Origin of the sequence: Erwinia artemisiae (assembly GCF_051400835.1) — a bacterium.
Classification (GTDB): domain Bacteria; phylum Pseudomonadota; class Gammaproteobacteria; order Enterobacterales; family Enterobacteriaceae; genus Erwinia; species Erwinia aeris.
The window spans coordinates 120,585-144,401 of the sequence record NZ_JBLFFM010000006.1; the positions used below are offsets into that span (position 1 = coordinate 120,585).

Genomic DNA, 23,817 nt, shown 5'->3' on the forward strand with positions numbered 1-23,817 from the left:
AATCCCAAGGAGATTTCATGAGCCGCCCGACCGCCATGAATCATTATGTGATAGCCGATGCCAGACGCTGTATCGGTTGTAATACCTGTGTAGCCAGCTGCTCACAGGAACATCAGCGTTATGGTCTGCAGTCCGCGCCGCGCCTGGAGGTAATGCGCAACCTTCAGGATTCCGCGCCGGTCATGTGTCGCCAGTGCGAGGATGCGCCCTGCGCCAAAGTTTGTCCGGTTAATGCTATTACCTTGCGGGATCGCGCTGTTCAGCTGAATGAGAATCTGTGCGTCAGCTGCAAGCTATGCGGCATCGCCTGCCCGTTTGGCGCCATCACTTTTTCCGGCAGCACGCCGGTAGCAACACCCCGTGACTGCAATACGCCGAAAGCCTTGCCCGCCCCGCTGCCGCCGCGTCCACTCAGCCCTTTCCTTGATTGCGTGCCGGGCGTGCGGGCGGTGGCCGTGAAATGTGATTTGTGCAGTTTCAGCGAGGATGGCCCCGCCTGCATCAGAACCTGTCCGACCCAGGCCATCAAGCTGGTTACCGTCGATTTGTCCCTGCACGCCAGTCAACGGAAGCGCCTGAATGCGGCCAGCTCGCTCCCTGTCGATCTGTTTATCTCTGGCAAGGAGAACCCATCATGACCTCCCTTTTTTCGCCCGCGCCGCTGTTGACGTTTGCGCTGCTGCTCCTGCTGCTGAGCGGCGGCATCGGCTGGCTGCTCGCCGGGGCTGCCCGTGTCAGCGCGGCTGTTTTTAGCAGCGGCGGCCTGGTGGCTTCTCTGGCGACGATAGCGGCAGCGATGCAAATCCTGCCCGGTGACGCGCTGACCGTCGCCCTGCCGCCGTTCTCTTTTCAGGCAGGCTTCAGCCCGCTGAACGCGCTGCTGCTGCTGGCTATTTGGCTACCCGCGCTATTTTGCAACCTGTACGCCTGGGTCTGGCTGCGCAGCGTCGGTGGGCCTGTTCGCGCGCGGGCTGGCCTGCTGTGCCATTTGCTGATGGCGACGCTGACGACAGCCGTGCTGGCCGTCAACGCGGTGCAACTGATCCTGTCGATGGAGCTGGCCGCGCTCTGCGCCGGACTGCTGATTGTGCAGAATGACGACGTGAAAAGCCGTCGCGCCGGCTTAAATCAGTTTTTGTCCGCGCGGCTTGGCACGCTCTGCCTGGCGCTGGCTTTTGGCCTGCTTTATCACACCAGCGGCAGCCTGAACTTTGACGTGCTGCGGCACAGCGAGCTTTCTGCGGGCGTCAGGTCGACGGCCTTTCTGCTGTCGCTGACCGGCTTCGGGCTTTACGCCGGGATTATTCCTCTGCATGGCTGGGTGCCGCAGTCGCACACCAGCGCCCCCGCTCATGCCGCCGCGCTGTTCTCTTCGGCGTTAATGAAAGTCGGCATTTTAGGGGTAATCAAAGTCGGGCTGGATCTACTGGGCGCACCGCCGCTGTGGTGGGGCGTGCTGGTCATCCTGCTGGCGATGCTAACCGCCTTTATCGGTGGGCTTTACGCGCTAATGGAACATGATATCCGCCGCCTGCTGGCTTACCACACGCTGGAAAATGTCGGGATCGTTCTGCTGGGCGTGGGCGGCGCGATGATTGGCGTCACGCTGCGTTTGCCGCTGCTGGCAGCGCTGGCGCTGCTGGCCGGTCTGTTCCATCTCTTTAACCACGGCCTGTTTAAAACCACGCTGTTTTTAGGCGCGGGCGAAATAGAGAGGCAGACCGGAACGAAAGATATTGAGCGGCTCGGCGGGCTGGCGCGTCTGATGCCGTGGACGGCGGGCGCAATGCTGATTGCGCTGATGGCGATGGCCGCTCTGCCGCCGCTAAACGGCTTTGCCAGCGAATGGCTGCTTTACCAGTCTTTTTTCCAGCTTGGCAGCAGCCCGTTCTGGCTGACTCGCCTGCTCGGCCCGCTGCTTGCCGTCGGGCTGGCGCTGACTGGCGCGCTGGCGCTGATGTGTATCGCCAAAGTTTTTGGCGTTGCCTTTCTGGGCAGCCCACGCGGCGGCACCGCCGGGGCCAGCCCTGCTCCTCTGGCGGTCACGCTCAGCGTGGTTATCCCGGCGCTGCTGTGCGTGGTGTCTGGCGTCGCGTCTCCCTGGATCGTTCCCCTGTTTTCCCTCGTTGCCGCCGACGTGCTGCATATGACCGCGCCTGTCGTTACGCAGCATGGCGCCGTCTTCTCGGCTACGTCGGCGGTTTCCGCTCCGATGGTGGCGATTTTACTGCTGGCGATGCCGCTGCTGCCCTGGCTTATTGCCGTTGCGCTGCGCGGCAGCCGCCTGCCGAACCGGCGACGCGGCGACGCCTGGGCCTGTGGCTACGCTCATTCCGCCGGGATGGTGGTAACCGCCACCGGTTTCGCTCAGCCGCTGCGCGTGATGTTTGCGCCGCTGTATCGTCTGCGCCAGCGTCTGCTGCCTGCCGCCCTGACGACGGCCCTGCATCAGGGCGGGCTGGCTGCGCTGTGCCGCCGTCTGGCATTTATTGAAATGGCCGTGCTGCTGGTCGCGGCGCTGGCCTGAGGAACTGACGATGACCTTTCCCTTTGTTCTTACCGGTTCGCTGTGGCCGCTGGCGCTTATCCAGGCGGCAGGGCTGCTGGCCATCGCGCCGCTGTTTACCGGCATCAGCCGCGTGCTGCGCGCCCGTATGCATAATCGCCAGGGGCCTGGCGTACTGCAGGAGTATCGCGATATCGCCAAACTGTTACAGCGGCAGAGCGTGGCGCCGGCGGCTTCTGGCCCGGCTTTTCGCACTATGCCCTGGCTCCTCACCGGCATCTTGCTGGTCATTGCCAGCGCGCTGCCCGTGGTAACGCTTGCTTCGCCAGCGGCTGGCGCAGGCGATCTCATCACCCTTATTTATCTGTTCGCCCTGGCGCGCTTTGTCTTTGTTATCGCCGGGTTGGATACCGGCAGCCCTTTTACCGGCATCGGAGCCAGCCGGGAAGCCGTGCTGGGCGTGTTGGTCGAACCCATCCTGCTGCTGGGCCTGTGGATAGCCGCGCTGGTGGCCGGTTCGACCGCGCTTAGCGCCATTAGCGCGCAGGTGCTGCACTGGCCGCTTTCGTCCTCGCTGACCCTGCTGCTGGCCGGGCTGGCCTGCGCCTTCGCCACCTATATCGAAATGGGCAAGCTGCCGTTCGATATGGCCGAAGCCGAGCAGGAGCTGCAGGAAGGCCCGTTGACCGAATATTCCGGCGCGACGCTGGGCGTGCTGAAACTCGGCCTCAGCCTGAAGCAGCTGGTGGTGCTTCAGCTGTTTCTCGGCCTGTTTCTCCCCTTTGGCCTGGCGGCGGAGCCAACGCCGTTCGGCCTGCTGATCGCCACCGCGCTCTGTCTGGCAAAACTGCTGGTTGCCGTGCTGCTGGTGGCGCTCATTGAAAACAGCGTGGCGCGTTTGCGCTTTTTAAACACTTCCCGCACCACCTGGGCGGGATTCGGCCTGGCGTTTCTGGCGCTGGTTTCCTGGCTGATAGCGGGCTGACATTTTTCTTGTCCCGCCACGGCGGGAAGAGGTTTGATAATGAGTGAAGTCACAACGGCATTAAATCAACATCCGGTCGGCCTGCACTATCTGGCGGCGCTGGAAAAACAGTTTCCTGCGGCGCTGCTCTACAGCGAATGGCAGACCGATACGCAGGCCACCGTCACCGTCAGGCTGAACGCGCTGCCGGAGGTCGTGGAGTGGCTCTACTATCAGCAGGGCGGCTGGCTTTCCGTGCTGTTTGGCAATGATGAGCGCACGCTGTGCGGCAACTACGCGCTGTATTATGTGCTGTCAATGGAGCAAGGCGTAAAGTGCTGGATCACCGTGCGCACCGAAGTGGATCCCGTCTCGCTGGAGTTCCCGTCGGTCACGCCGCGCGTCCCGGCGGCCGTCTGGGGCGAGCGCGAAGTGCGGGATATGTATGGCCTGCGCCCGGTCGGCCTGCCGGATGAACGCCGCCTGGTGCTGCCGGATGACTGGCCAGACGATTTGTATCCGCTGCGTAAAGACGCGATGGATTACCGCCAACGCCCGGCCCCAACGACCGATAACGAAACCTATCCCTTTATCTCTGAAACAAAGGAAGCGAGCACGATTGTGCCAATCGGCCCGCTTCACGTCACTTCTGACGAACCCGGACACTTTCGCCTTTTCGTCGACGGCGAAGACATTATTGACGCCGACTACCGGCTGTTTTACGTGCATCGCGGCATGGAAAAACTGGCCGAAACCCGCATGGGCTACAACGAAGTCACCTTTCTTTCCGATCGCGTCTGCGGCATCTGTGGCTTTACCCACAGCGTGGCGTATACCACCTCGGTTGAAAACGCGATGGGCATTGTGGTGCCGGCGCGCGCCCAGACTATCCGTTCCATTTTGCTGGAGGTTGAACGTCTGCACAGCCATCTGCTGAATCTGGGCCTGGCCTGCCACTTCGTCGGCTTCGATTCCGGCTTTATGCAGTTTTTCCGCGTGCGCGAGCAGTCGATGAAAATGGCGGAAATTCTGACCGGCGCCCGTAAAACCTACGGGATGAACCTGATTGGCGGCCTGCGTCGCGACATTCTGAAAGAGGACATGATCCAGACTATCGCGCTGTCAGCAGGGATGCGCGGCGAGCTGAACGACCTGGTGGATATTCTGCTCAGTACGCCGAATACCGAACAGCGCAGCGTCGGCGTCGGCCTGTTAGACCCGCAGATAGCGCGCGATTTCAGTAACGTCGGCCCGATGATACGCGGCAGCGGCCACCGCCGCGATATGCGGGCGGATCATCCCTATGCCGGCTATGCCAGCCTGCCGTTTACGCTTCACAGCGAAACCGGCAACGACGTCTATTCCCGCCTGAAGGTGCGCATCCACGAAGTGTTTAACTCGCTGAATATGATCGAGTTCGGCCTGCAAAATCTGCCGCAGGGGCCGCTGATGAGCGAAGGCTTTACCTATATTCCCCACCGTTTCGCGCTGGGCTTTGCCGAAGCGCCGCGCGGCGATGACGTGCACTGGAGCATGACCGGCGACAACCAGAAGCTGTTTCGCTGGCGCTGCCGCGCGGCGACCTACGCCAACTGGCCAACGCTGCGCTACATGCTGCGGGGCAATACCGTTTCGGACGCGCCGCTGATTATCGGCAGCCTTGACCCCTGCTATTCCTGCACCGACAGGATGACGGTGGTCGACGTACGTAAGAAAACCACCGTCGTCGTGCCTTACAAAGAGATCGAACGTTACGGCATTGAACGCAAAAACTCGCCGCTTTAGGGAGGGACAACATGTTAAAGCTGATTAAAAAAGTGCTGAAAACCGGTACCGCAACGGTGGCCTATCCGGCAAAACCGCTGGAGATGGCGGCCAACTTTCGCGGCAAACCTCAGTACAACGCGCAGCAGTGTATCGGCTGCGGTGCCTGCGCCAATGCCTGTCCGTCCAACGCGCTGACCATGACGCCGCCAGAAGAAGGCGAGGCGATCCGCTGGTCGCTGTTTTTGGGCCGCTGTATTTTCTGCGCGCGCTGCGAGGAAGTCTGCCCGACGGCCGCCATCAGGCTGTCGCAAGAATTTGAACTGGCGGTATGGCGTAAAGAGGATCTGTTTGAAACCGCTGATTTCCCGGTTTGCCGCTGCCGGGAATGCGGCCATCCCTATGCCGTGCAGAAAGAGATCGACTTCGCGCTTTCTCTGTTACAGGAAAGCGCAGCGCTGAGTGAACGGCAGATTGCTGAACGTCGCGAGCAGTATGAAACCTGTCCGTCCTGCAAGAAAAAGCATCAGCTGCCCGCATCCAGCCGGATAGATATTGGCCGCCATCTGACCCCCGAGGCACAGCTATGAGCCAGATCCTGCACGGGCCACGCGACGAAAACGGGTTGCCGGTGCCCGTTACGCTCGACGAGAGCATCGCCAGCCTGAAAAGCACGCTGTTGAACAACATTCGCCGTTCCGCCTACGTTTATCGGGTTGACTGCGGCGGCTGCAACGGCTGCGAAATAGAGATTTTTGCCGCCATTTCACCGCTGTTCGACGCCGAACGCTTTGGCATCAAGGTAGTTCCTTCCCCGCGTCATGCCGATATTCTGCTGTTTACCGGTGCCGTCACCCGCGCCATGCGCATGCCTGCGCTGCGGGCCTGGGACGCGGCGCCAGACCCGAAAATCTGTATCTCTTATGGCGCCTGCGGCAACAGCGGCGGCATTTTTCACGACCTTTATTGCGTCTGGGGCGGCACGGACAAGATTGTGCCGGTGGATGTTTATATTCCCGGCTGCCCGCCCACGCCCGCCGCCACTATTTATGGTTTTGCCATGGCGCTTGGCCTGCTCGATCAAAAAATTAAAGGTCAGCAGCACCCTGAGGCGGCTGAACCGGCGGCGTTGCTGCACCCTACGCTGCCGCAGCCGCTGCGGGTATTGCTGGATCGCGAAGCGCGACGCATGGCCGGCTATCGCTATGGTCGCCAGATTGCCGATCGCTTTATGCAGGCGCTGGCCGCGCCCGGCGTGCAGTCCGTAGAACAGCGCGTGGCGGACTGGCTGGATGAGCAGGGCGATCTCCGCCTGGCGGAGATCGTGGGGCATTTACAGCAAATTTATCAGCAGGTTCTGCGCGGGGAGGTTCGCCTGTGAGCACCGAGGTTAACCAACAGCGTTACGCCCGGCATCAGCCGTCGGCCCGCGTCCTGCACGACAAAGTGGTGTTTTACGCTTTGGGCAGCAAATTCGTCGATGAAAAATGCGCGCAGCAGCGTAGCTCGAAGAAAGCCCAAGAGGTGGTTTACTACAGCCTGGCGATTGGTCACCACGTTGGCGTTATCGACTGTCTGCAACCGCAGCTCACCTGCCCGCTTCAAGGCTATCTGCAATGGATTGCCTGCCTGGCGGAAAACAGCGAAGCCCAGCGGAAAATGGCAGGCGTGCGCCGCTTTGGCGAAATCACTATCGACAGCAGTCACACCCATCTGCTGGCCCTGGCGCTGCGCGACGCCCGTGAGCGGATGAGTGCAGAGCAGCAAGCGTGGAGCGATCGCCTGATCGCCCTGCTCCAGCAAATTGAAAACGACCCCGCCATGTACCTGATGGTCAGGAGATACGATGCTTAATTCCTCTTCCCGCTACGCGCTGTTATGCGTGGGCAACAGCATGATGGGCGACGACGGCGCCGGGCCACGCCTGGCCGAACTTTGCGCCGCCGCCCCTTTGCCCGGCTGGACGGTGGTGGATGGCGGAGCCGCGCCGGAAAACGATATTGGCTACCTGCGCGAGCAGCGGCCCGATCGCCTGGTGATTGTGGACGCCACCGACATGGGGCTGGCTCCCGGCGAAATGCGCCTTATCGACGAAAGCGATATCGCCGAAATGTTCGTGATGACCACCCACACGCTGCCGCTCAGCTTTTTAATTCAGCAGCTACGGGAAGCTATTCCGCAGATTACCTTTGTCGGCATCCAGCCCGATGTGGTGGCTTTTTACTATCCCCTTAGCCCAGCGGTCGAGCGGGCGGTTGGCGAGCTTTATCAGCGGCTTCCTCTGCTGGAGACGGGCCTGGGCATCGCGCCTTTTCGCCCGAGGCCAACATGACATAAGTGTCGGGAAAATGACGATACGGCCGACAGACCACAGTCACTCCCTACGAATCCTTATTAACCAATTGAAAATAAATAAGAAAAAATAATCCCTCTGGCTGGAACGCTTTATGCATTACCTCCGCCATAAGGCCGGGATCCGTCGGCCGCTTATTTAATGGAATCAGGAGATTCAGATGAACCGGTTCATCATTGCCGATCCCCAAAAATGTATCGGCTGCCGTACCTGTGAAATCGCCTGCGTGATGGCTCACAGCTTGTCGCAGGATATCTCGCAGCTCAATACCACCACCTTCACGCCGCGTTTGCATGTGATCAAAAGCGTCAACCTCAGTACGCCGGTGCTGTGCCGCCAGTGTGAAGATGCCCCCTGCGCCAACGTCTGTCCGAACGGCGCAATCGTGCGCAGCGGCGACGCAATCCAGGTAATGCAGGAGCACTGCATTGGCTGCAAAACCTGCGTCGTCGCCTGCCCTTATGGCGCGATGGAGGTCGTGGTCAAACCCCTTTTTCGTCAGAACGCGGCGGCGATGACCGCCGTCGCAGATAAAGCCGAAGCGCATAAATGCGATCTGTGTCAGGGCCGTGCAGAAGGCCCAGCCTGTCAGGAAGTCTGTCCGACCAAGGCCTTGCTGACCGTTGACCGCGATCGGCTCAAGGAAATGAACGTAGAAAAACGCCGCCGTGCGGCGCTTGCCAGCACTTCCGGCCTGCTGTTTTAACCCCGGAAAGAGGAAAAATAAGATGAAAAAAGTCACCACCGTCTGTCCTTACTGTGGGGCCGGATGCAAGCTGAACCTGGTCGTGGAAAACAATAAAATTCTCCGTGCCGAAGCCGCCGATGGCGTAACCAATCAGGGTGAGCTGTGCCTGAAAGGCTACTATGGCTGGGATTTTCTCAACGACACTAAACTGCTGACGCCGCGCCTGACGCAGCCGATGATCCGCCGTCAGAAGGGCGGGAAATTCGAAGTAGTCAGCTGGGATGAGGCTATCCGCTATACCGCTAAGCGCCTGAAAGAAATCAAAGAGAAGCACGGCCCGCGCGCGATTATGCATACCGGCTCTTCTCGCGGTACCGGCAACGAAACCAACTATGTCATGCAGAAGTTTGCCCGCGCGGTGATCGGCACCAATAATGTCGACTGCTGCGCCCGCGTTTGTCATGGCCCGTCGGTGGCCGGTTTACAGGCCACGCTCGGCAACGGCGCGATGAGCAATTCCATCAACGATATTGAAAATTCCAAATGCCTGCTGGTGATCGGCTATAACTGTGCGGATTCCCACCCTATCGTGGCTCGCCGCGTAATAAAAGCCAAAGAAAAAGGCGCGCAGATCATTGTCTGCGATCCCCGCCGCATCGAAACCGCCCGTATCGCCGACCAGCATCTGCAAATCAAAAACGGCTGCAATATGGCGCTGGTTAACGCCTTTGCCTACGTGCTGATCGAAGAAGATCTCTACGATCGTGACTACGTGGCGAAATATACGGAAGGATTTGACGAGTACCGTCGCCAGCTGGCCGACTATTCGCCGGAGGCGGTTGCCGAACAGACCGGCGTGTCCGCTCAGCAAATCCGTCAGGCTATGCGTACCTTTGCTGCTGCGCCCTCCGCGACCATTATGTGGGGGATGGGCGTGACGCAGTTTGGTCAGGCTGTCGACGTGGTGAAAGGCCTCGCTGGCCTGGCGCTGCTGACCGGCAATCTGGGCCGGCCTGGCGTCGGCGTCGGCCCGGTACGCGGGCAAAACAACGTGCAGGGCGCCTGCGATATGGGCGTGCTGCCGAATGAGTTCCCTGGCTATCAGTCGGTGACCGATCCGCAGGTCCGGGCAAAATTTGCCGCTGCCTGGGGTATTGACGCCGAGCGGATGGACGCGGAAATCGGCCATCGCATTACCGAGATCCCGCATCTGGCGCTGGAAGGACACGTCAAAGCCTACTACATCATGGGTGAAGATCCGCTGCAGACCGAAGCCGATTTAAGCCTGGTGCGCAAGGGGTTTGAGGCGCTGGATTTTGTGGTGGTGCAGGATATCTTTATGACCAAAACCGCCGAGCAGGCTGACGTCATTTTACCCGCCACCTCCTGGGGCGAACACGGCGGCGTATTCTCCTGTGCCGATCGCGGCTTTCAGCGCTTTGAAAAAGCTATCGAACCCAAAGATAATGTTAAGCGTGACTGGGAAATTATCAGCCTGCTGGCAACGGAACTCGGCTATCCGATGCATTACAACGATAATCAAGAAATCTGGGATGAAATGCGCGAACTCTGTCCGCTGTTCTACGGCGCTACCTATGAAAAAATGGGCACGCTGGGACACGTGCAGTGGCCCTGCACCACGCTGGACAGCCCTGGTACGCCTTATCTCTATCAGGACAATCGTTTCACCACACCAACCGGCAAAGGCCAGCTTTTTGCCGCGCCATGGCGCGCGCCGGCCGAGGTGCCGGACGCAGATTATCCGCTGGTGCTCTGTACCGTGCGCGAGGTCGGCCACTACTCCTGCCGCTCAATGACCGGCAACTGTTCCGCGCTGCAAACGCTGGCGGATGAGCCGGGTTTTGTGCAGATCAATCCGCAGGATGCGCAGGCGCTGGGCATACGCGATGGGCAACTGGTTTGGGTCGCCTCGCGCCGCGGTAAAGTGATTTCACGCGCTAATCACAACGAGCGTATTAACGTTGGCGCAGTCTATATGACCTATCAATGGTGGATTGGCGCCTGCAACGAACTGACTCAGGAGAACCTTGACCCCATTTCTAAAACGCCGGAAACCAAATACTGTGCGGTGAAGGTGGAGCGGATTGCCGATCAGTCGTGGGCGGAGAACTATGCGCGTCAAACCTACAGCGAGATGAAAGCGCGCCTGCGCAGCGCCGTGGACGATGCGATCCCGATTGCCGTAACCGCTTAAGTTCTGCGCCAACGCGGAACGGGAGCCAGGTGGATATGACATCCCGCATTCCTTCCGCAAGGGTTCAGGCTAATCCGATCCAGGACCGGGCAGCCCGGTCCTTCAGGAGCTGACTATGTCCGATTCAGGAGTGTCCGTGCGCGTCAGCGGCAAAGTGCAGGGCGTCGGCTTTCGGCCTTTTGTCTGGCAGTTAGCCAGGCGGCTACGGCTACGCGGCGAAGTCTGCAACGACAGCGCGGGCGTGGAAATACGCCTGCTTCAGTCTGCCGCCATTCCGCTCTTTATCGAACGGCTACGGCACGAGCCGCCGCCGCTGGCGCGTATCGACAGCCTCAGCGTCCAGCCTTATGCCTGGCCGTCTCCGCCGCAGGATTTTATCATTGCGGAAACCCGTCAGGGCCGGATGATGACCCAGGTTGCCCCCGATGCGGCAACCTGCCCCGATTGTCTGGAGGAGGTGCTGCACGCGGGCAACCGTCGTTCAGGCTATGCCTTTACTAACTGTACCCACTGCGGCCCGCGCTTTACGCTCATCCGCACCATGCCCTATGACCGGTCAGGCACCAGCATGGCGGCATTTCGCCTTTGTCCCGCCTGTCGCCGGGAGTATCAGGATCCGGCCGACCGCCGCTTTCATGCCCAGCCAGTCGCCTGCCCGCACTGTGGGCCGCAGCTCTTTGCCACCGGGCAGGATGGCACCACGCTGGCACGGGAAAGCGCCGCGATTGACTATGCCGCAGCAGCGCTACTTGCGGGCAAAATTGTGGCGATCAAAGGGCTGGGCGGCTTTCATCTTGCCTGCGATGCTACCCAGCAGCAGGCCGTTATGCGTCTGCGCCAGCGCAAACGGCGACCGGCCAAACCGCTGGCGGTGATGCTGCCGGACATCAGCTGGCTGGCCCGCTGCGGCAGGCGCGATCGGGCGTTGCAGGCGCTGATGCTGTCTGCCGCCGCGCCCATTGTGCTCACGGAAAAAAACGCGACGTCGCCGCTGTGCGCAGCCGTTGCGCCGGGGCTGGATGAAACGGGGTTGATGCTGCCGTTTACGCCGCTGCACCATCTGCTGATGCAGGCCTGCCGGGTGCCGCTGGTGATGACTTCCGGCAACGGCGCCGACCGCGCGCCGGCGCTGACCAACGAAGAGGCGCTGAGCCAGCTTGCTGGCATTGCCGATATCTGGCTGCTGCACGACCGCGATATCATCCAGCGCGCCGATGACTCTCTGGTTCGTCTGGGGCCGCAGGGATTGGAAATACTGCGCCGCGCCCGAGGCTATGTGCCGGATGCCGTCACGCTTCCTCCCGGCCTGACGGCCCGCTCGCCGCTGCTGGCGATGGGCGGCGACCTGAAAAACACCTTCTGCCTGGTACAGGGCGATCGGGCTATGCTCAGCACGCATTTCGGATCGCTGGCAAACAGCGATATTGCGTGCCAGCGGCAGCAGGCCGTTATCCATTTTCAGCAGCTATATAACTGCACGCCCGCAACGATCGTGCAGGATGCGCATCCTGCTTACGTCGGCAGCCAGCAGAGCGAACGGCCGGTGCTGGAGGTGCTTCATCATCATGCGCATATCGCCGCCTGCCTGGCGGAACATCGCTGGCCGCTGGCGCACGGCCCGGTCATCGGCCTGGCGCTGGACGGGCTGGGCTACGGCGAAAACGGCGCGCTCTGGGGCGGTGAATGCCTGCTGGCAGACTATCACCGCTGTCAGCATCTGGGAGGGTTGCCCGCCGTCGCGCTGCCGGGCGGCGACCGTGCCGCGCGGGAACCCTGGCGCAACCTGTTGGCGCACTGGCTGGCCTTTGTCCCGGACTGGCAGCAGCGGCCAGAGTCTAAGGCGCTGCTGGGCAAGCCCTGGCAGCCGCTTGCGCGCGCGGTGGCCGCTGGCGTTAACTCCCCTTTGGCTTCTTCCTGCGGCCGGTTGTTTGACGCGATAGCCGCCGTGCTCGGCTGCGCGCCTGCCGTGCTTAGTTGGGAAGGAGAAGCCGCCTGCCGCCTGGAGGTTCTGGCCAGGCAGGCAGCAGACATAGCGCATCCCGTTACGCTGCCGCTGCGCCATACGGCAACGGGCACGCGGCTGGACCTGGCGGTGTTCTGGCAGCAATGGCTGGACTGGCAGGCAGCCCCTGCGGCGCGCGCGTTTGCCTTCCATGACGCGCTGGCGCGGGGATTTGCCGCCCTCGCCCATTATCATGCCGGACAAACGGGTCTGGATACCGTCGCGGCTGGCGGCGGCGTCCTGCAATCGCGCCTGCTGCGCCAGCTTTTACAACGCTATTTATCGCCTCTTCATGTGCTGATGCCGCAGCATATTCCCGCTGGCGACGGCGGGCTGGCGCTGGGCCAGGCCGTTATTGCCTGCGCCCGCTTGCACAACGCGGCTCCTCATACTGTTACCAGGGATTGTTATGACTAACTCTGCTTTTTTTCGTACTCATCGCCGGGCTTTCTGGCTGTTAAGCGCCCTGCTGATGGCCAATCTGCTGGCCTGGGGCTGGGCGCTGGTGCTTTTCCGCCACCATGCCACGCTGATTGCGGCGGCCGTGCTTGCCTATGGTTACGGCCTGCGCCATGCGGTAGACGCTGACCACATCGCCGCCATTGATAACGTCACCCGTAAACTGATGCAGCAAAATCAGCGGCCTGTGGCGGTCGGCGCGTTTTTCTCTCTCGGCCATTCCAGCATCGTGGTGTTGGCGTGCGTGGCGATTGCCGCCGCCGCTCTGCTCTCCGGCAGCGAAATCAGCTGGCTGCATCACTATGGCAGCGTTATCGGCACGCTGGTTTCCGCGCTGTTTTTGTTGCTGATGGCGCTGCTGAATACGCTGATCCTGCGTGATGTTTATCACCGTTTTCAGCAGGCGAAACAGAGAAAAGCCTTCAGCGATCGGCCTGCCCTGCCGGGCGGCGTAATGAGCAGGTTGTTTGGCCGCGCCTTTACCCTGGTTAATAAAAGCTGGCAGATGTATCTGGTGGGTTTTTTGTTCGGTCTGGGCTTTGATACGGCTACGGAGATCGGCCTGCTGGGCCTCTCTGCGGCAGGCGCTTCCAGCGGAATGTCGGTCTGGAGCATTCTGGTGTTCCCGGCGCTGTTCGCCAGCGGCATGGCGCTGGTGGATTCCCTGGACAATTTTATGATGGTGGGCGCCTATGGCTGGGCGTTTAAGCAGCCGGTACGCAAGCTCTACTACAACATGATGATTACGGCGACCAGCGTGCTGATTGCCTTGCTGATCGGCGGACTGGAAGCGCTGGGATTACTGGCGGATAAGCTCGATTTACACGGCGGGATATGGACGATCGTCAACAATCTGAACGGCAATATGGGCAGCGTTGGCTACCTCTGCGTGGCAATTTTCGTCGCTGCCTGGGGCTTCTCGGTGCTGAACTATCGCCGTAAAAATTATGATGCGCTAAATATTACCCAGCCGTAACCGGGAGCGCCATTGCCGACAGCGGTCGAAAGGCTCGCGCTGTCGGCAATGCTGTGAAAACAGCGGCCTCGGCCTCGCCGCCACGCGCTGACCGTAAAGCCAGGCATCATGCCGGTATCTTCATGCTCCAGCAGATGACAGTGCGCCATACAGGCCCGGTCCCTGCCCGCAAGATTTTCTAAGCTGCCTGTACGGCAGTGAACCCTGTGTTGAAGCTGACAGCCTGAAGTAGTCATTTCTAAGCTGCCTGTACGGCAGTGAACCTATTGCAGGTTCGGCGCGGCAAAGTGCTGGTTTTCTAAGCTGCCTGTACGGCAGTGAACAGATACCCAGTAACATTTGATTGTGACGATACTTTCTAAGCTGCCTGTACGGCAGTGAACAGTTGCCTCTTTAGCTTAACCCAATATTTTTTCAGCGAAATTGACCTTAGCCCTGTAAAAACCCTTTTTTCAGCCACGTGATTCAGTGCATTTGAAATCAATCACTTAAGCAAGCCACCAAAAAAAGGGTGCCGTCCGTCAGCCGCTACGCGCTGACCGTAAAGCCAAGCATCATGCCGGTATCTTCATGCTCCAGCAGATGACAGTGCGCCATATAGGCCCGCTCTTTGTCCGCCAGATGGTCAAAGCGCACCAGCACTTCGCTGCGCCAGCCTTCCACCCGAACCGTGTCTTTCCAGCCGCTGCGGTGCGGCGCGGGCGGCTTGCCGTTTTCAGAGATAATACGAAACTGCGTGCCGTGAATATGGAATGGATGCAGCATCTCGTCGCCCTCGCCGGAAATCGTCCACTTTTCCGTCACGCCCTGCTTTACATCGAAAGCGGGTTTGGTCATATCGAAAGCGACCCCGTTGATCTTATTGCCGTTATGAAAATCGTACTGCTCAGGCTGCTGATGCGCCATCGAGTGGTCTGCGCCGCCGTCCATAGCGTGGCCCTGCATTCCCGGCATTGCCGCGTGGTCTCCGCCCATGTCCTGCATTGATTCGCCGTCGTGCGCATCGCCGCTCATACCGGCCATCGCCGCGTGGCCGTATCTTTGCATCAATGCCACCATGCCGCGACGATCCAGCTCGGGATCCATCGACAGCTGTAGCCAGCGAGTTTTCAGATTGGCCTGGGCGGGCAGCGGCGGCACGTCCACCAGCTTATCCGGCAGCGACCCGCTGGCCATCACCCGGAGCGGCTGAATGCTCAGCAGCGGCAGCGGCTGGTTGAACGGCGCCAGCGACATGCCCATCTGCCGCACCGGCAGCGTCTGCAAATCAAACGGCTTGCCGTCCAGCGTGTCGACCAGCACCTCAAAGCGCTCGCCCGGCATCATCGACAGCTCGGTCACTTTTACCGGCTCGCTCAGCAGGCCGCCGTCGCCGCCAATCACATAAAGCGGGCGCCGATCGCTGGCGGCAATATTCAGCGAGCGGGCGTTACAGCCGTTGAGCAGCCGCAGCCGCAGCCAGCCGCGCGGCACGGCGTGTTGTGGATAAATCGCGCCGTTGGTCAGCATCGTATTGCCAAACCAGCCTACGGCAGCGCTCATCACGTCCAGCTCGTAGTCAATTTTGCTGCCGTCCGCCGACAGTTTTTTATCCTGGAGGATCACCGGAATATCGTCGATGCCCCAGATTTTCGGCAACAGCAGTTTCTCCGTTGCGTCGTCTTTCAGGATAACCAGACCGGCCAGGCCCTGGGCGACCTGATAGCCGGAGCGGCCATGCTGATGAGGATGGAACCAGCAGGTCGCGCCGGGCTGATCGGGGGTAAAGCTGACGGTGCGCGTGGCGCCGGGGGCAATCTGCGCCTGCGGGCCGCCGTCTACGCCGCCCGGCAGCTCCAGCCCGTGCCAGTGAACCGTGGTGGCTTCCGGCAGCTGATTGCGCAGGTTGATGGTGACCGGCTTGCCGCGCTCCAGCTGAATCGCCGGGCCGAGCAGGCTGCCGTTATAGCCCCAGGTCGGCACCGCTTTATCCAGCCAGCGGGTGCTGCCCTGCTGCGCCGTTACGGTCATCTCGCCACGCGCATCCGGCGTTAATAAGGCCGGAATGGGCAGCGCGGGACGTGGCTGCGCGGCCATCAGCGATCGGCTCCACAGGGGTAGTGCGCTGGCCGCGCCCAGCGCGGTGCTCAGCTTTATAAAATCACGACGTTGCATCAGTCTTCCTCGACCCGGCTCTTATTTATTGCCTGCAGCATAAACCCTTCCCCCAAGGGAAGGTCAAGTTTCGCCGCGCCCTGCTGGAAAATTGCGTTTTACGGACATTTCTCTGCTGAAATTGACTGTCGACCGACGGTAACTGTGCTAACGTCAGAGTATTGACACCCTTTGAGTACAGTTATGAAGAAAAGCATCAAGGCTCTGTTGTTACTGGGCCTGTTTGGCTTCTCATCGACAAGTTTTGCGCTGAGCGAGTCGGAAGCGGAAGATCTGGCGGATCTGACCGCTGTTTTTGTTTACCTGAAAAATGACTGCGGCTATCAGGATCTTCCGGACGGACAGATCCGTCGCGCGCTGGTCTTTTTCGCCCGGCAGAACCGCTGGGATCTGAGCAACTACAGCAGCTTTAATATGAAATCGCTGGGCGCGGACAGCTATCGCGATTTAAGCGGCATCGCCGTGCCCAACGACACCAAATGCAAATCACTGGCCCGCGATTCGCTCAGCCTGCTTGCCTACGTGAAGTAACCCCCGCCGTTTTCCGCCGCCAGTTTGACCGTGCAAGCACGGTCAGAGTTGGCTATCATATCGCGCCCATTTTTCGTGGCTGCTACAACCAGGAGAGCCGTACCATGGCCGAAAAAGAGATGTGGTATGAAACGCTTCATACCGGTTTTGGGCAGTATTTTGCTGTCGATAAAATTTTATACCGCGAACAAACCGGACATCAGGATCTGGTTATCTTTGAAAACGCCGAGCTGGGTCGGGTGATGGCGCTGGACGGCGTGGTGCAAACCACCGAGCGCGATGAATTTATCTATCACGAGATGATGACCCACGTGCCGCTGCTGGCGCACGGCGCGGCGAAGCGCGTGCTGATTATCGGCGGCGGCGACGGCGCAATGCTGCGTGAAGTCAGCCGTCATCAAAACATTGAACAGATTACGATGGTAGAAATCGACGCGGGCGTGGTGACGTTCTGCAAAGAGTATCTGCCGAATCATAATGCGGGGGCTTATGAAGATCCGCGCTTCAGGCTGGTAATCGATGACGGCGTCAATTTCGTGCGCCAGTGCAATGAAAAATTCGACGTCATTATTTCTGACTGCACCGATCCGATTGGACCGGGCGAAAGTCTGTTTACCTCGGAATTTTATGAAGGATGCCGGCGCTGCCTCAATGAAAACGGCATTTTTGTGGCGCAGAATGGCGTCTGCTTCCTGCAGCAGGACGAAGCGGTCAACAGCCATCGCAAGCTGAGCCACTATTTCCGCGACGTCAGCTTTTACCAGGCGGCCGTACCGACCTATTACGGCGGCATCATGACCTTTGCCTGGGCAAGCGACAACCCGGCGCTGCGCCAGCTGGATACGGCCACGCTTGCGGCGCGTTATCAGCAGGCCGGCCTGACCTGTCGCTATTACAATCCGGCGATCCACACCGGCAGCTTTGCCCTGCCGCAATATCTGTTGAATGCGCTGGCTGACCAGCCGGGCATTTTAAGGGGGTGAACGAAATTGCAAAAGCTTAAACTACATGGCTTCAACAACCTGACGAAAAGCCTGAGTTTTTGTATCTACGATATCTGTTACGCGAATACCGATGCGGAGCGTGACGGCTACATTGCGTACATTGATGAGCAGTACAATGCCAACCGTCTGACGGAGATCCTTAGCGAAACCTGCTCGATTATCGGCGCTAACGTGCTGAATATTGCGCGCCAGGACTATGAGCCACAGGGCGCCAGCGTCACCATTCTGGTGAGCGAAGAGCCGATCGATCCGAAAGATATCGATAAGTCGGAGCATCCTGGCCCGCTGCCGGGTTCGGTGGTCGCGCATCTGGATAAAAGCCATATCTGCGTGCATACCTATCCGGAGAGCCACCCGGAAGGCGGACTCTGCACCTTCCGCGCGGATATTGAGGTGTCGACCTGCGGCGTGATTTCGCCACTGAAAGCGCTGAACTATCTGATCCACCAGCTGGAATCGGATATCGTCACCATCGACTATCGCGTGCGCGGCTTTACCCGCGACGTGAACGGCGTGAAGCACTTTATCGATCACGAGATCAACTCGATTCAGAATTTTATGTCGGAAGATATGAAGTCGATGTACGACATGATGGACGTCAACGTCTATCAGGAGAACATCTTCCATACCAAGATGCTGCTGAAAGAGTTTGATTTAAAACATTATCTTTTCAATACCCGCCCGGAAGATCTGACACCGCAGGAGCACAAGCGCATTACCGACCTGCTGTGGAAAGAGATGCGGGAAATTTACTACGGCCGCAATATTCCTTCTGTAGGCTTTAAAACGCTGTAAGAAGCTGGTCTCTACTACGGGCGGCCTGTAGGCGGCCCGTTTTGCTCAGGGTTTCGCCAGCGTCAGCGTAAACGGCTGCCCGCTCAGCGCCTTCACTTCCTGCTCGCCCAGCAGCTCGTCGGTAATGATATCGGTCAGGCTTTGCAGCGGCGTGGCGCAGAACAGCGACCAGGAACCATATTTGCTGCTGTCCGCTAACAGCACCCTGCGTCGCGCGTTGATCAGCAAATCCTCTTTCAGCCCCGCTTTTTCTTCGGTCGGCGTGGTGATGCCCTTCTCCAGGCTCCACGAGTTACAGCTGACAAACGCGACGTCCGGGTAGATATTCCGCAGCAGCCTGCGCCCGTGCTCGCCAATGCAGGACTGGCTGGAGTCGTCGATGCGCCCGCCGATAATCGTCACCTCAATCTGCCTGAACTCCGACAGAAACAGCGCGATATGCAGGTCGGCGGTGATCACCCGCAGCGGCAGATGCGTCAGCTGACGCGCCAGTTCCAGCATGGTGGTGCCGGCATCCAGCACCACCGCGTCGTTGGCTTTCACCAGGCTGGCCGCCGCCAGGGCGATAGCCTGTTTTTCCGTGAGATGACGCTGCATTTTTTCCAGCGTGGTGGGCTGAGCGGGAATAAAGCGGTTAAGGGTAACGCCGCCGTGCGTCCGGCTGATTACCCCTTCCCGATCCAGTTTGATCAGATCCCGTCGGATCGTAGCCGGCGACGCGGAAATCGCCGCCACCAGCTGATCGACAGTCACCAGATTATGGCTTTTCAGATAGTCCATGATCTGGTCCAGGCGACTTTGTCCCTTCATAGGTCCTTATGCAAGCTGCATCGCTAGCTGAATGGAAATCGCCATGCTCTCAGACTTCGCTTTACCTGTCCAGGCAATATCAAACGCCGTGCCGTGGTCGGCCGAGGTGCGGATAAACGGCAGGCCAGCGGTAATATTCACGCCGTCGTAAAAGCCCAGCAGCTTAAGCGGAATATGCCCCTGGTCGTGGTACATCGCCACCACGATGTCGTACTGGCCTTCATAACACTGCAAAAACACCGTATCCGGCGGGCACGGGCCGAAGGCGTTGACGCCCTGCGCTTTCATGGCTTCTATGGCCGGGCCGACGATGGCGATCTCTTCGTCGCCGAACAGCCCGTTTTCGCCCGCGTGCGGATTAACGCCCGCCACCGCGATGCGCGGCTTATCATAGCCGACGCGCCTGAGGAAGGTTTCCGCCATGCCGATTACCGTCTCCACCCGCTCGCGGTTGAGCGTATCCAGGAACTTACGCAGCGCGATATGCGTGGTGACGTGGATCACCTTCAGGCGATCGGTATAAAGCACCATCGCGTAGTTTTTGCTGTCGGTCAGCTTCGCCAGCAGCTCGGTATGGCCGGGATAGAGATGGCCCGCCGAATGCAGCGCCTCTTTGTTCAGCGGCGCGGTGGCGATAGCCTGCACTTCGCCCGCCAGCGCCAGTTCGGTTGCGCGCTTCACGCAGCGGTAGGCCAAATCGCCTGCGGCTACCTGCACCACGCCGGGCTTTAACGCATCAGGATCGGCCAGCGGCTCGTCGATAACGTTAATAATGCCCGGCGCAAAGCGCGCTTCGGCCACGCTGTTAACTATCCGCAGCTCCGCCTGCGGCGTAATGCCCATCGTCATAATCCGCCGCAGCGTGCTGGCGCAGCCCACTACCACCGCAGGCGCGCCGGAAAGCTCGCCCTCCGCCAGGGATTTGATGATTATTTCCGGGCCAATACCCGCCGGATCGCCCATGGTAACCGCAATAATTTTACTCACTCGCCTTCTCCTCAATAAAACGAAAAACTTCTACCAGGGTGTTTTCATCACCAAAACCGCCAGCCTTGGTAAGCACCAGCAGGTTGTCGTTACCTTGCAGCAGATGGCCGTAAGGCACGCAGCCCGCCACCTGCCCTGAAATCTGAAAGCCCTGCGCGCCCAGCCCGCGCGCCACCGCTATCGCCACGTCGCCGCCGGAGAGATAAAGCGCTGAAGGCGTAACGTCGCGCAGCACGTCGGCGGTCAGCTCCGCCAGGTAAGCGCAAATCTGTTCGCCAAGCTGCTGGCGGCTGAGATCGAGCCGTTCGCACAGCGAGGCGATAGCCTGACGCTGCTCCGCCTGCTGGCAGGTGCGGATCACGCAGTGTCGGCCCTGCTGTAGCGCCTCCGTCACCGCCTGTCGCCAGCGCTGTCCCGGCGCGCCGCCGCTAAAAAGCTGACTGATATCCACATCGATCAGCCGGATTGCCTTTTGCTGCATCAGCTGCGTTATCTGCCGCTGCGCGACTTCACTCATCGAGCCTATAACCGCCAGCCCGGCGTTTACCGGAGCGGGCGAGCCTGCCGTCCCGCCCGGCGCCTGCTGCGCCAGCCTCGTCAGCCGCCTGCCCAGCGCGTCGCTCAGCCCGGCGGCACCCACCAGCAAAGGGCGCTCGTCCAGCTCGTCCGCCGCCTGCATGATGCGTTGCAGATCGGCGTCCGTTTGCGCATCCAGCACGATCAGCCGCTTGCCGTCAGCAATAGCCGCTTCGATGCGTTGCCGCAGATCCGCCTGCGCCGACAGCGGGATCAGGCCAACCGGCAGCGTGGTTTGCTCGCCAAGGCGCGCCGCTATGCTGGCACTGCTTACCGGCGTTTTAGGATCGCTGGCATATTCCGTTTCCGTCAGCAGGCGGCCATCGATATAGCAGCAGCCTTCTACGGTGGTACGGCCCAGCGCGGGCACCGCTGGCGCTATCAGCGCCACGCGTTTATCGCCTGTCAGCAAAGCCGCTTCGATTTCCGCGCCGGGATTGCCGCGCAGCGTCGAGTCGATTTTTTTAAACAGCCAGCCGTCGCGGGCCACATCTCTTCTGCCCGCTATTGCCGCAGCGGTACGCCGGGCGGCCTGTTCCGCGCTGGTCGCCCGGCTGTCGGTATTGACGACCCAGGCATCGGCCTGTTCCACGGTGGGCGTGGCCGCATCAAACAGCACATGAACCCGCGCGCCGACGTTGGCAAGCCCGACCCCGGCATCGTTCGCGCCGGTAAAGTCATCCGCAATCACCAGCACAGGCATCTTCCATTTTGTGCGCATCTTCATCACTCCCTAAGTTCGACAAGCCGGTTTTCATTGGGATTGATTATATTCAATCACAATTGATTATATGTGAGCACGGTCAAATTAATCAAAATCAATTTGCCCTATAAATTCCTCCTGCCTGCCGCGAATGAGCAGGTTAATGACCAAATGTAATCAATTCACCCTCAACCAGGACAGGACTTATGACCATTAACAGCACCGTGATTGCTGGTTACCAGGCGCTTAGCGACATCGGCTATCTGTTGCAAAACCATCGGCACGTGCTGCTGGTGACGGATAAAAACATTGTCGGCATTCCGGCGGTGCAAACGCTGATCCAACAGATTGGCAGCAGAGCGACGCTGAGCATTGTGGACAGCGTGCCGCCGGAGCCGAGCCAGCATGACGTGGCGGCTATAGTGGCGTCGCTGCCGGGGAAAAAGGTGGATATGGTGGCTGGCGTCGGCGGCGGCAGCGTGCTGGACGTCGCCAAACTGCTTTCCGTGCTCTGCGTTGAGGACGCGCCTTCGCTGGAAGCGCTGCTGGCCGGTGAAAAACCGCTGCGCCGCACGGCCTCGCTGCTGATCCCAACGACCGCAGGCACGGGTTCCGAAGCCACGCCAAACGCGATCCTCGCTATCCCGGAGAAAGAAACCAAGGTCGGCATTATCTCGCCGGTGATGCTGCCGGATTACGTGGTGCTGGCGCCCGAGCTGACCACCAGTATGCCCGCGCATATCGCCTCTTCCACCGGCATCGATGCGCTTTGCCATCTGATTGAGTGCTTCACCGCCACCGTCGCCAATCCGGTCAGCGACAACTACGCGCTGATCGGCATGAAAAAGCTGTTCGCCAGCCTGGAAAAGACGATTGCGGAGCCGGATAACCTGGCGGCGCGTCTGGATATGCTCTGGGCATCGTATTACGGCGGCGCGGCCATCGCCCATGCCGGTACGCACCTGGTGCACGCCATGTCCTATCCGCTGGGCGGCAAATATCACCTGCCGCACGGCGTGGCGAACGCCATTTTGCTGGCACCGTGTATGCGTTTTGTCCGTCCTGCGGCGGTCAGCAAGTTCGCCCAGGCTTACGACCTGCTGCCGGACGCCGACGCCTCGCTGAGCGAAGAAGCGAAGTCCGTGGCGCTGGTTGACTATTTCGCCGCGCTGGTGAAGCGCCTGAAGCTGCCTGCCAGCCTGGACGAGCTGGGCATCAACGCTGAGCATCTGCCTTATCTGGTCGAGGCCGCGCTGGACGTGCAGCGCCTGATGAAAAACGTGCCGTGTGCGGTCAGCGCCGACGACGTCCGCGAGGTCTATCTGACCCTGTTTCCGACCCTGAATCACTAAACGAATAATGAGGCCATGATGAACACAATCACCGGCGTACTGACCGCCATCGTCACCCCTTTTACCGCTGACGGCGACTACTGCGAGCAGGCGATGCGCCAGCAGATCCAGCGCCAGCTTGCCGCTGGCAACGGTATTTTTTGCGGCGGCACCAACGGCGAGTTTTTTGTGCTTAACGAGCAGGAAAAGCTGGCGGTCACCGCCACCTGCGTGGAGGAAGTCGCGGGCAAAGCGCCGCTGGTGGCGCACGTGGGCGAAATCTCCACCCGCGAAACCATTCGCCTGGGCAAGCAGGTCGCCATACTGGGCGTGGATGCCGTTTCGGTTATCACGCCTTACTTCGTGCCGCTAAAACAGGAGGAGCTGATCGCCCATTACGAGGCGGTCGCCGACGCGCTGGAGGTGCCGGTCTTTCTGTATAACATTCCGGCCCGCACCGGCAACACGCTCCAGCCGCAGACGGTGCGCAAACTGGCCGCGCATCCCAATATCGTTGGCATCAAAGACAGCGCGGGCAGTTATGAGAGCCTGAGCGGCTTTTTGCAGGCGGCGCAGGGCACGGAAAATTTCAGCGTGCTGAACGGCCCGGACTCGCTGATCCATCAGGGCTTTGTTGACGGCTGCGCCGCCTGCATCTCCGGGCTGGCCAACGTCGCGCCGAAAGAGATCAACGCCATCTGGGCGCGTTTTAACGACGGCGATATCGAGGGGTCGCGCCGCGCGCAGGAAAACGTGACCGGTCTGCGCACCGACCTTTACAGCGTCGCCTTCTCGCCAGCGGCGGTGAAAAAAGCCGTGGCGCTGATGGGCTATGACGTAGGCGAAAGCCGCTATGCCGTGCGCTTCAGCGCCGAAGAAGAGCAGCGTATTCGCCAGATTGTTAATCAGTACACCCGGTAACCCGACCGTGGCGACGCGGCAAAAATGACCGCGCCCCGCTTCGTCGACCCTTTATTTTGCGGCGCGCCCGCTCTTCGA

General features: G+C 60.1%; 21 protein-coding genes. 17 read left to right on the forward strand and 4 right to left on the reverse strand.

Annotated elements, in window-relative coordinates; genetic code table 11:
- Positions 1-35 precede the first annotated feature (35 nt).
- The 12 genes from ACMGEE_RS14680 to ACMGEE_RS14735 all read left to right on the forward strand — a co-directional run bounded on the left by ACMGEE_RS14680 (position 36) and on the right by ACMGEE_RS14735 (position 13,927).
- A complete protein-coding gene (locus ACMGEE_RS14680) occupies positions 36-638 on the forward strand; it encodes a 4Fe-4S dicluster domain-containing protein (RefSeq protein ID WP_253461111.1) in 603 nt (200 codons plus the stop codon).
- Complete coding sequence (locus ACMGEE_RS14685; RefSeq protein WP_436830267.1) at positions 635-2,527, forward strand: proton-conducting transporter transmembrane domain-containing protein; 1,893 nt, start codon at positions 635-637, stop codon at positions 2,525-2,527. The genes ACMGEE_RS14680 and ACMGEE_RS14685 overlap by 4 nt, the downstream gene beginning before the upstream one ends.
- A gap of 10 nt (positions 2,528-2,537) precedes the next feature.
- Positions 2,538-3,491, forward strand: a complete 954-nt coding sequence (locus tag ACMGEE_RS14690) for a respiratory chain complex I subunit 1 family protein (protein WP_253455230.1) — start codon at positions 2,538-2,540, stop codon at positions 3,489-3,491.
- A gap of 39 nt (positions 3,492-3,530) precedes the next feature.
- On the forward strand, positions 3,531-5,255 hold the full coding sequence (locus tag ACMGEE_RS14695; protein WP_253455231.1) for a hydrogenase large subunit: 1,725 nt from the start codon (positions 3,531-3,533) through the stop codon (positions 5,253-5,255).
- Positions 5,256-5,266: 11 nt separating this feature from the next.
- On the forward strand, positions 5,267-5,824 hold the full coding sequence (locus ACMGEE_RS14700) for a formate hydrogenlyase complex iron-sulfur subunit (RefSeq protein WP_253455232.1): 558 nt from the start codon (positions 5,267-5,269) through the stop codon (positions 5,822-5,824).
- Entirely contained in the window at positions 5,821-6,615 is a 795-nt protein-coding gene (locus ACMGEE_RS14705; protein ID WP_436830268.1) for an NADH-quinone oxidoreductase subunit B family protein, read from the forward strand. Before ACMGEE_RS14700 ends, ACMGEE_RS14705 begins: the two co-directional genes overlap by 4 nt.
- 53 nt (positions 6,616-6,668) lie before the next feature.
- A complete protein-coding gene (locus ACMGEE_RS14710; RefSeq protein ID WP_253461112.1) occupies positions 6,669-7,088 on the forward strand; it encodes a formate hydrogenlyase maturation HycH family protein in 420 nt (139 codons plus the stop codon).
- Positions 7,081-7,566 carry a hydrogenase maturation peptidase HycI gene (gene hycI, locus ACMGEE_RS14715; RefSeq protein ID WP_253455234.1) on the forward strand — a complete coding sequence of 162 codons (486 nt, stop codon included), beginning with the start codon at positions 7,081-7,083 and terminating at the stop codon, positions 7,564-7,566. Before ACMGEE_RS14710 ends, hycI begins: the two co-directional genes overlap by 8 nt.
- Before the next feature lie 181 nt (positions 7,567-7,747).
- Positions 7,748-8,293 (forward strand): electron transport protein HydN, encoded by a 546-nt coding sequence (gene hydN, locus ACMGEE_RS14720; RefSeq protein WP_253455235.1) that lies wholly within the window; start codon positions 7,748-7,750, stop codon positions 8,291-8,293.
- 22 nt (positions 8,294-8,315) lie between these two features.
- Positions 8,316-10,490, forward strand: a complete 2,175-nt coding sequence (gene fdhF, locus ACMGEE_RS14725) for a formate dehydrogenase subunit alpha (RefSeq protein ID WP_370734567.1) — start codon at positions 8,316-8,318, stop codon at positions 10,488-10,490.
- A 115-nt stretch (positions 10,491-10,605) separates the two neighbouring features.
- Positions 10,606-12,909, forward strand: coding sequence for a carbamoyltransferase HypF (hypF, locus tag ACMGEE_RS14730; protein ID WP_369895499.1), 2,304 nt, complete (start codon positions 10,606-10,608; stop codon positions 12,907-12,909).
- Positions 12,902-13,927: a HoxN/HupN/NixA family nickel/cobalt transporter gene (locus ACMGEE_RS14735; RefSeq protein ID WP_436830269.1), complete on the forward strand. Its 1,026-nt coding sequence runs from the start codon at positions 12,902-12,904 to the stop codon at positions 13,925-13,927. Before hypF ends, ACMGEE_RS14735 begins: the two co-directional genes overlap by 8 nt.
- Positions 13,928-14,455: 528 nt before the next feature.
- On the opposite strand, the gene cueO is transcribed toward ACMGEE_RS14735, so the two are convergent.
- On the reverse strand, positions 14,456-16,081 hold the full coding sequence (gene cueO / locus ACMGEE_RS14740; protein WP_436830270.1) for a multicopper oxidase CueO: 1,626 nt from the start codon (positions 16,079-16,081) through the stop codon (positions 14,456-14,458).
- A 183-nt stretch (positions 16,082-16,264) separates the two neighbouring features.
- Between cueO and ACMGEE_RS14745 the strand changes: the two genes are divergently transcribed.
- From ACMGEE_RS14745 to speD, 3 genes are all read left to right on the forward strand, one after another.
- On the forward strand, positions 16,265-16,612 hold the full coding sequence (locus tag ACMGEE_RS14745) for a YacC family pilotin-like protein (RefSeq protein WP_125289041.1): 348 nt from the start codon (positions 16,265-16,267) through the stop codon (positions 16,610-16,612).
- A gap of 104 nt (positions 16,613-16,716) precedes the next feature.
- A complete protein-coding gene (gene speE, locus ACMGEE_RS14750) occupies positions 16,717-17,595 on the forward strand; it encodes a polyamine aminopropyltransferase (protein WP_301251408.1) in 879 nt (292 codons plus the stop codon).
- A gap of 6 nt (positions 17,596-17,601) precedes the next feature.
- Positions 17,602-18,411, forward strand: coding sequence for an adenosylmethionine decarboxylase (gene speD / locus ACMGEE_RS14755; RefSeq protein ID WP_125289039.1), 810 nt, complete (start codon positions 17,602-17,604; stop codon positions 18,409-18,411).
- Between the two features lie 45 nt (positions 18,412-18,456).
- On the opposite strand, the gene ACMGEE_RS14760 is transcribed toward speD, so the two are convergent.
- Genes ACMGEE_RS14760 through dtnK form a run of 3 tightly spaced genes read right to left on the reverse strand, consistent with a single transcriptional unit; the run spans position 18,457 to position 21,505 of the window.
- Positions 18,457-19,221 (reverse strand): DeoR/GlpR family DNA-binding transcription regulator, encoded by a 765-nt coding sequence (locus ACMGEE_RS14760; RefSeq protein WP_125289038.1) that lies wholly within the window; start codon positions 19,219-19,221, stop codon positions 18,457-18,459.
- Positions 19,222-19,227: 6 nt separating this feature from the next.
- The gene (locus ACMGEE_RS14765) at positions 19,228-20,208 is read right to left on the reverse strand and encodes a D-threonate 4-phosphate dehydrogenase (protein WP_253455240.1); all 981 of its coding nucleotides are present in this window, start codon (positions 20,206-20,208) and stop codon (positions 19,228-19,230) included.
- Positions 20,201-21,505: a D-threonate kinase gene (dtnK, locus tag ACMGEE_RS14770; protein WP_436830271.1), complete on the reverse strand. Its 1,305-nt coding sequence runs from the start codon at positions 21,503-21,505 to the stop codon at positions 20,201-20,203. Before dtnK ends, ACMGEE_RS14765 begins: the two co-directional genes overlap by 8 nt.
- Positions 21,506-21,693: 188 nt before the next feature.
- On the opposite strand from dtnK, the gene ACMGEE_RS14775 reads away from it, so the two are divergent.
- Together ACMGEE_RS14775 and ACMGEE_RS14780 are read left to right on the forward strand one after the other, a co-directional pair.
- A complete protein-coding gene (locus tag ACMGEE_RS14775; protein ID WP_301251414.1) occupies positions 21,694-22,839 on the forward strand; it encodes an iron-containing alcohol dehydrogenase in 1,146 nt (381 codons plus the stop codon).
- Positions 22,840-22,854: 15 nt separating this feature from the next.
- A complete protein-coding gene (locus ACMGEE_RS14780; RefSeq protein ID WP_436830272.1) occupies positions 22,855-23,739 on the forward strand; it encodes a dihydrodipicolinate synthase family protein in 885 nt (294 codons plus the stop codon).
- Positions 23,740-23,817 lie beyond the last annotated feature (78 nt).

Excerpts from the sequence above, each read along its gene's own strand:
- cueO (WP_436830270.1), bottom strand. The coding sequence starts at position 16,081 with ATGCAACGTCGTGATTTTATAAAGCTGAGCACCGCGCTGGGCGCGGCC.
- speE (WP_301251408.1), top strand. The coding sequence starts at position 16,717 with ATGGCCGAAAAAGAGATGTGGTATGAAACGCTTCATACCGGTTTTGGG.
- hypF (WP_369895499.1), top strand. The coding sequence starts at position 10,606 with ATGTCCGATTCAGGAGTGTCCGTGCGCGTCAGCGGCAAAGTGCAGGGC.
- ACMGEE_RS14775 (WP_301251414.1), top strand. The coding sequence starts at position 21,694 with ATGACCATTAACAGCACCGTGATTGCTGGTTACCAGGCGCTTAGCGAC.
- hycI (WP_253455234.1), top strand. The coding sequence starts at position 7,081 with ATGCTTAATTCCTCTTCCCGCTACGCGCTGTTATGCGTGGGCAACAGC.
- ACMGEE_RS14705 (WP_436830268.1), top strand. The coding sequence starts at position 5,821 with ATGAGCCAGATCCTGCACGGGCCACGCGACGAAAACGGGTTGCCGGTG.
- ACMGEE_RS14760 (WP_125289038.1), bottom strand. The coding sequence starts at position 19,221 with ATGAAGGGACAAAGTCGCCTGGACCAGATCATGGACTATCTGAAAAGC.
- ACMGEE_RS14700 (WP_253455232.1), top strand. The coding sequence starts at position 5,267 with ATGTTAAAGCTGATTAAAAAAGTGCTGAAAACCGGTACCGCAACGGTG.
- fdhF (WP_370734567.1), top strand. The coding sequence starts at position 8,316 with ATGAAAAAAGTCACCACCGTCTGTCCTTACTGTGGGGCCGGATGCAAG.
- ACMGEE_RS14680 (WP_253461111.1), top strand. The coding sequence starts at position 36 with ATGAATCATTATGTGATAGCCGATGCCAGACGCTGTATCGGTTGTAAT.
- ACMGEE_RS14690 (WP_253455230.1), top strand. The coding sequence starts at position 2,538 with ATGACCTTTCCCTTTGTTCTTACCGGTTCGCTGTGGCCGCTGGCGCTT.
- ACMGEE_RS14780 (WP_436830272.1), top strand. The coding sequence starts at position 22,855 with ATGATGAACACAATCACCGGCGTACTGACCGCCATCGTCACCCCTTTT.
- ACMGEE_RS14695 (WP_253455231.1), top strand. The coding sequence starts at position 3,531 with ATGAGTGAAGTCACAACGGCATTAAATCAACATCCGGTCGGCCTGCAC.
- ACMGEE_RS14685 (WP_436830267.1), top strand. The coding sequence starts at position 635 with ATGACCTCCCTTTTTTCGCCCGCGCCGCTGTTGACGTTTGCGCTGCTG.
- ACMGEE_RS14735 (WP_436830269.1), top strand. The coding sequence starts at position 12,902 with ATGACTAACTCTGCTTTTTTTCGTACTCATCGCCGGGCTTTCTGGCTG.
- ACMGEE_RS14745 (WP_125289041.1), top strand. The coding sequence starts at position 16,265 with ATGAAGAAAAGCATCAAGGCTCTGTTGTTACTGGGCCTGTTTGGCTTC.
- dtnK (WP_436830271.1), bottom strand. The coding sequence starts at position 21,505 with ATGCGCACAAAATGGAAGATGCCTGTGCTGGTGATTGCGGATGACTTT.
- hydN (WP_253455235.1), top strand. The coding sequence starts at position 7,748 with ATGAACCGGTTCATCATTGCCGATCCCCAAAAATGTATCGGCTGCCGT.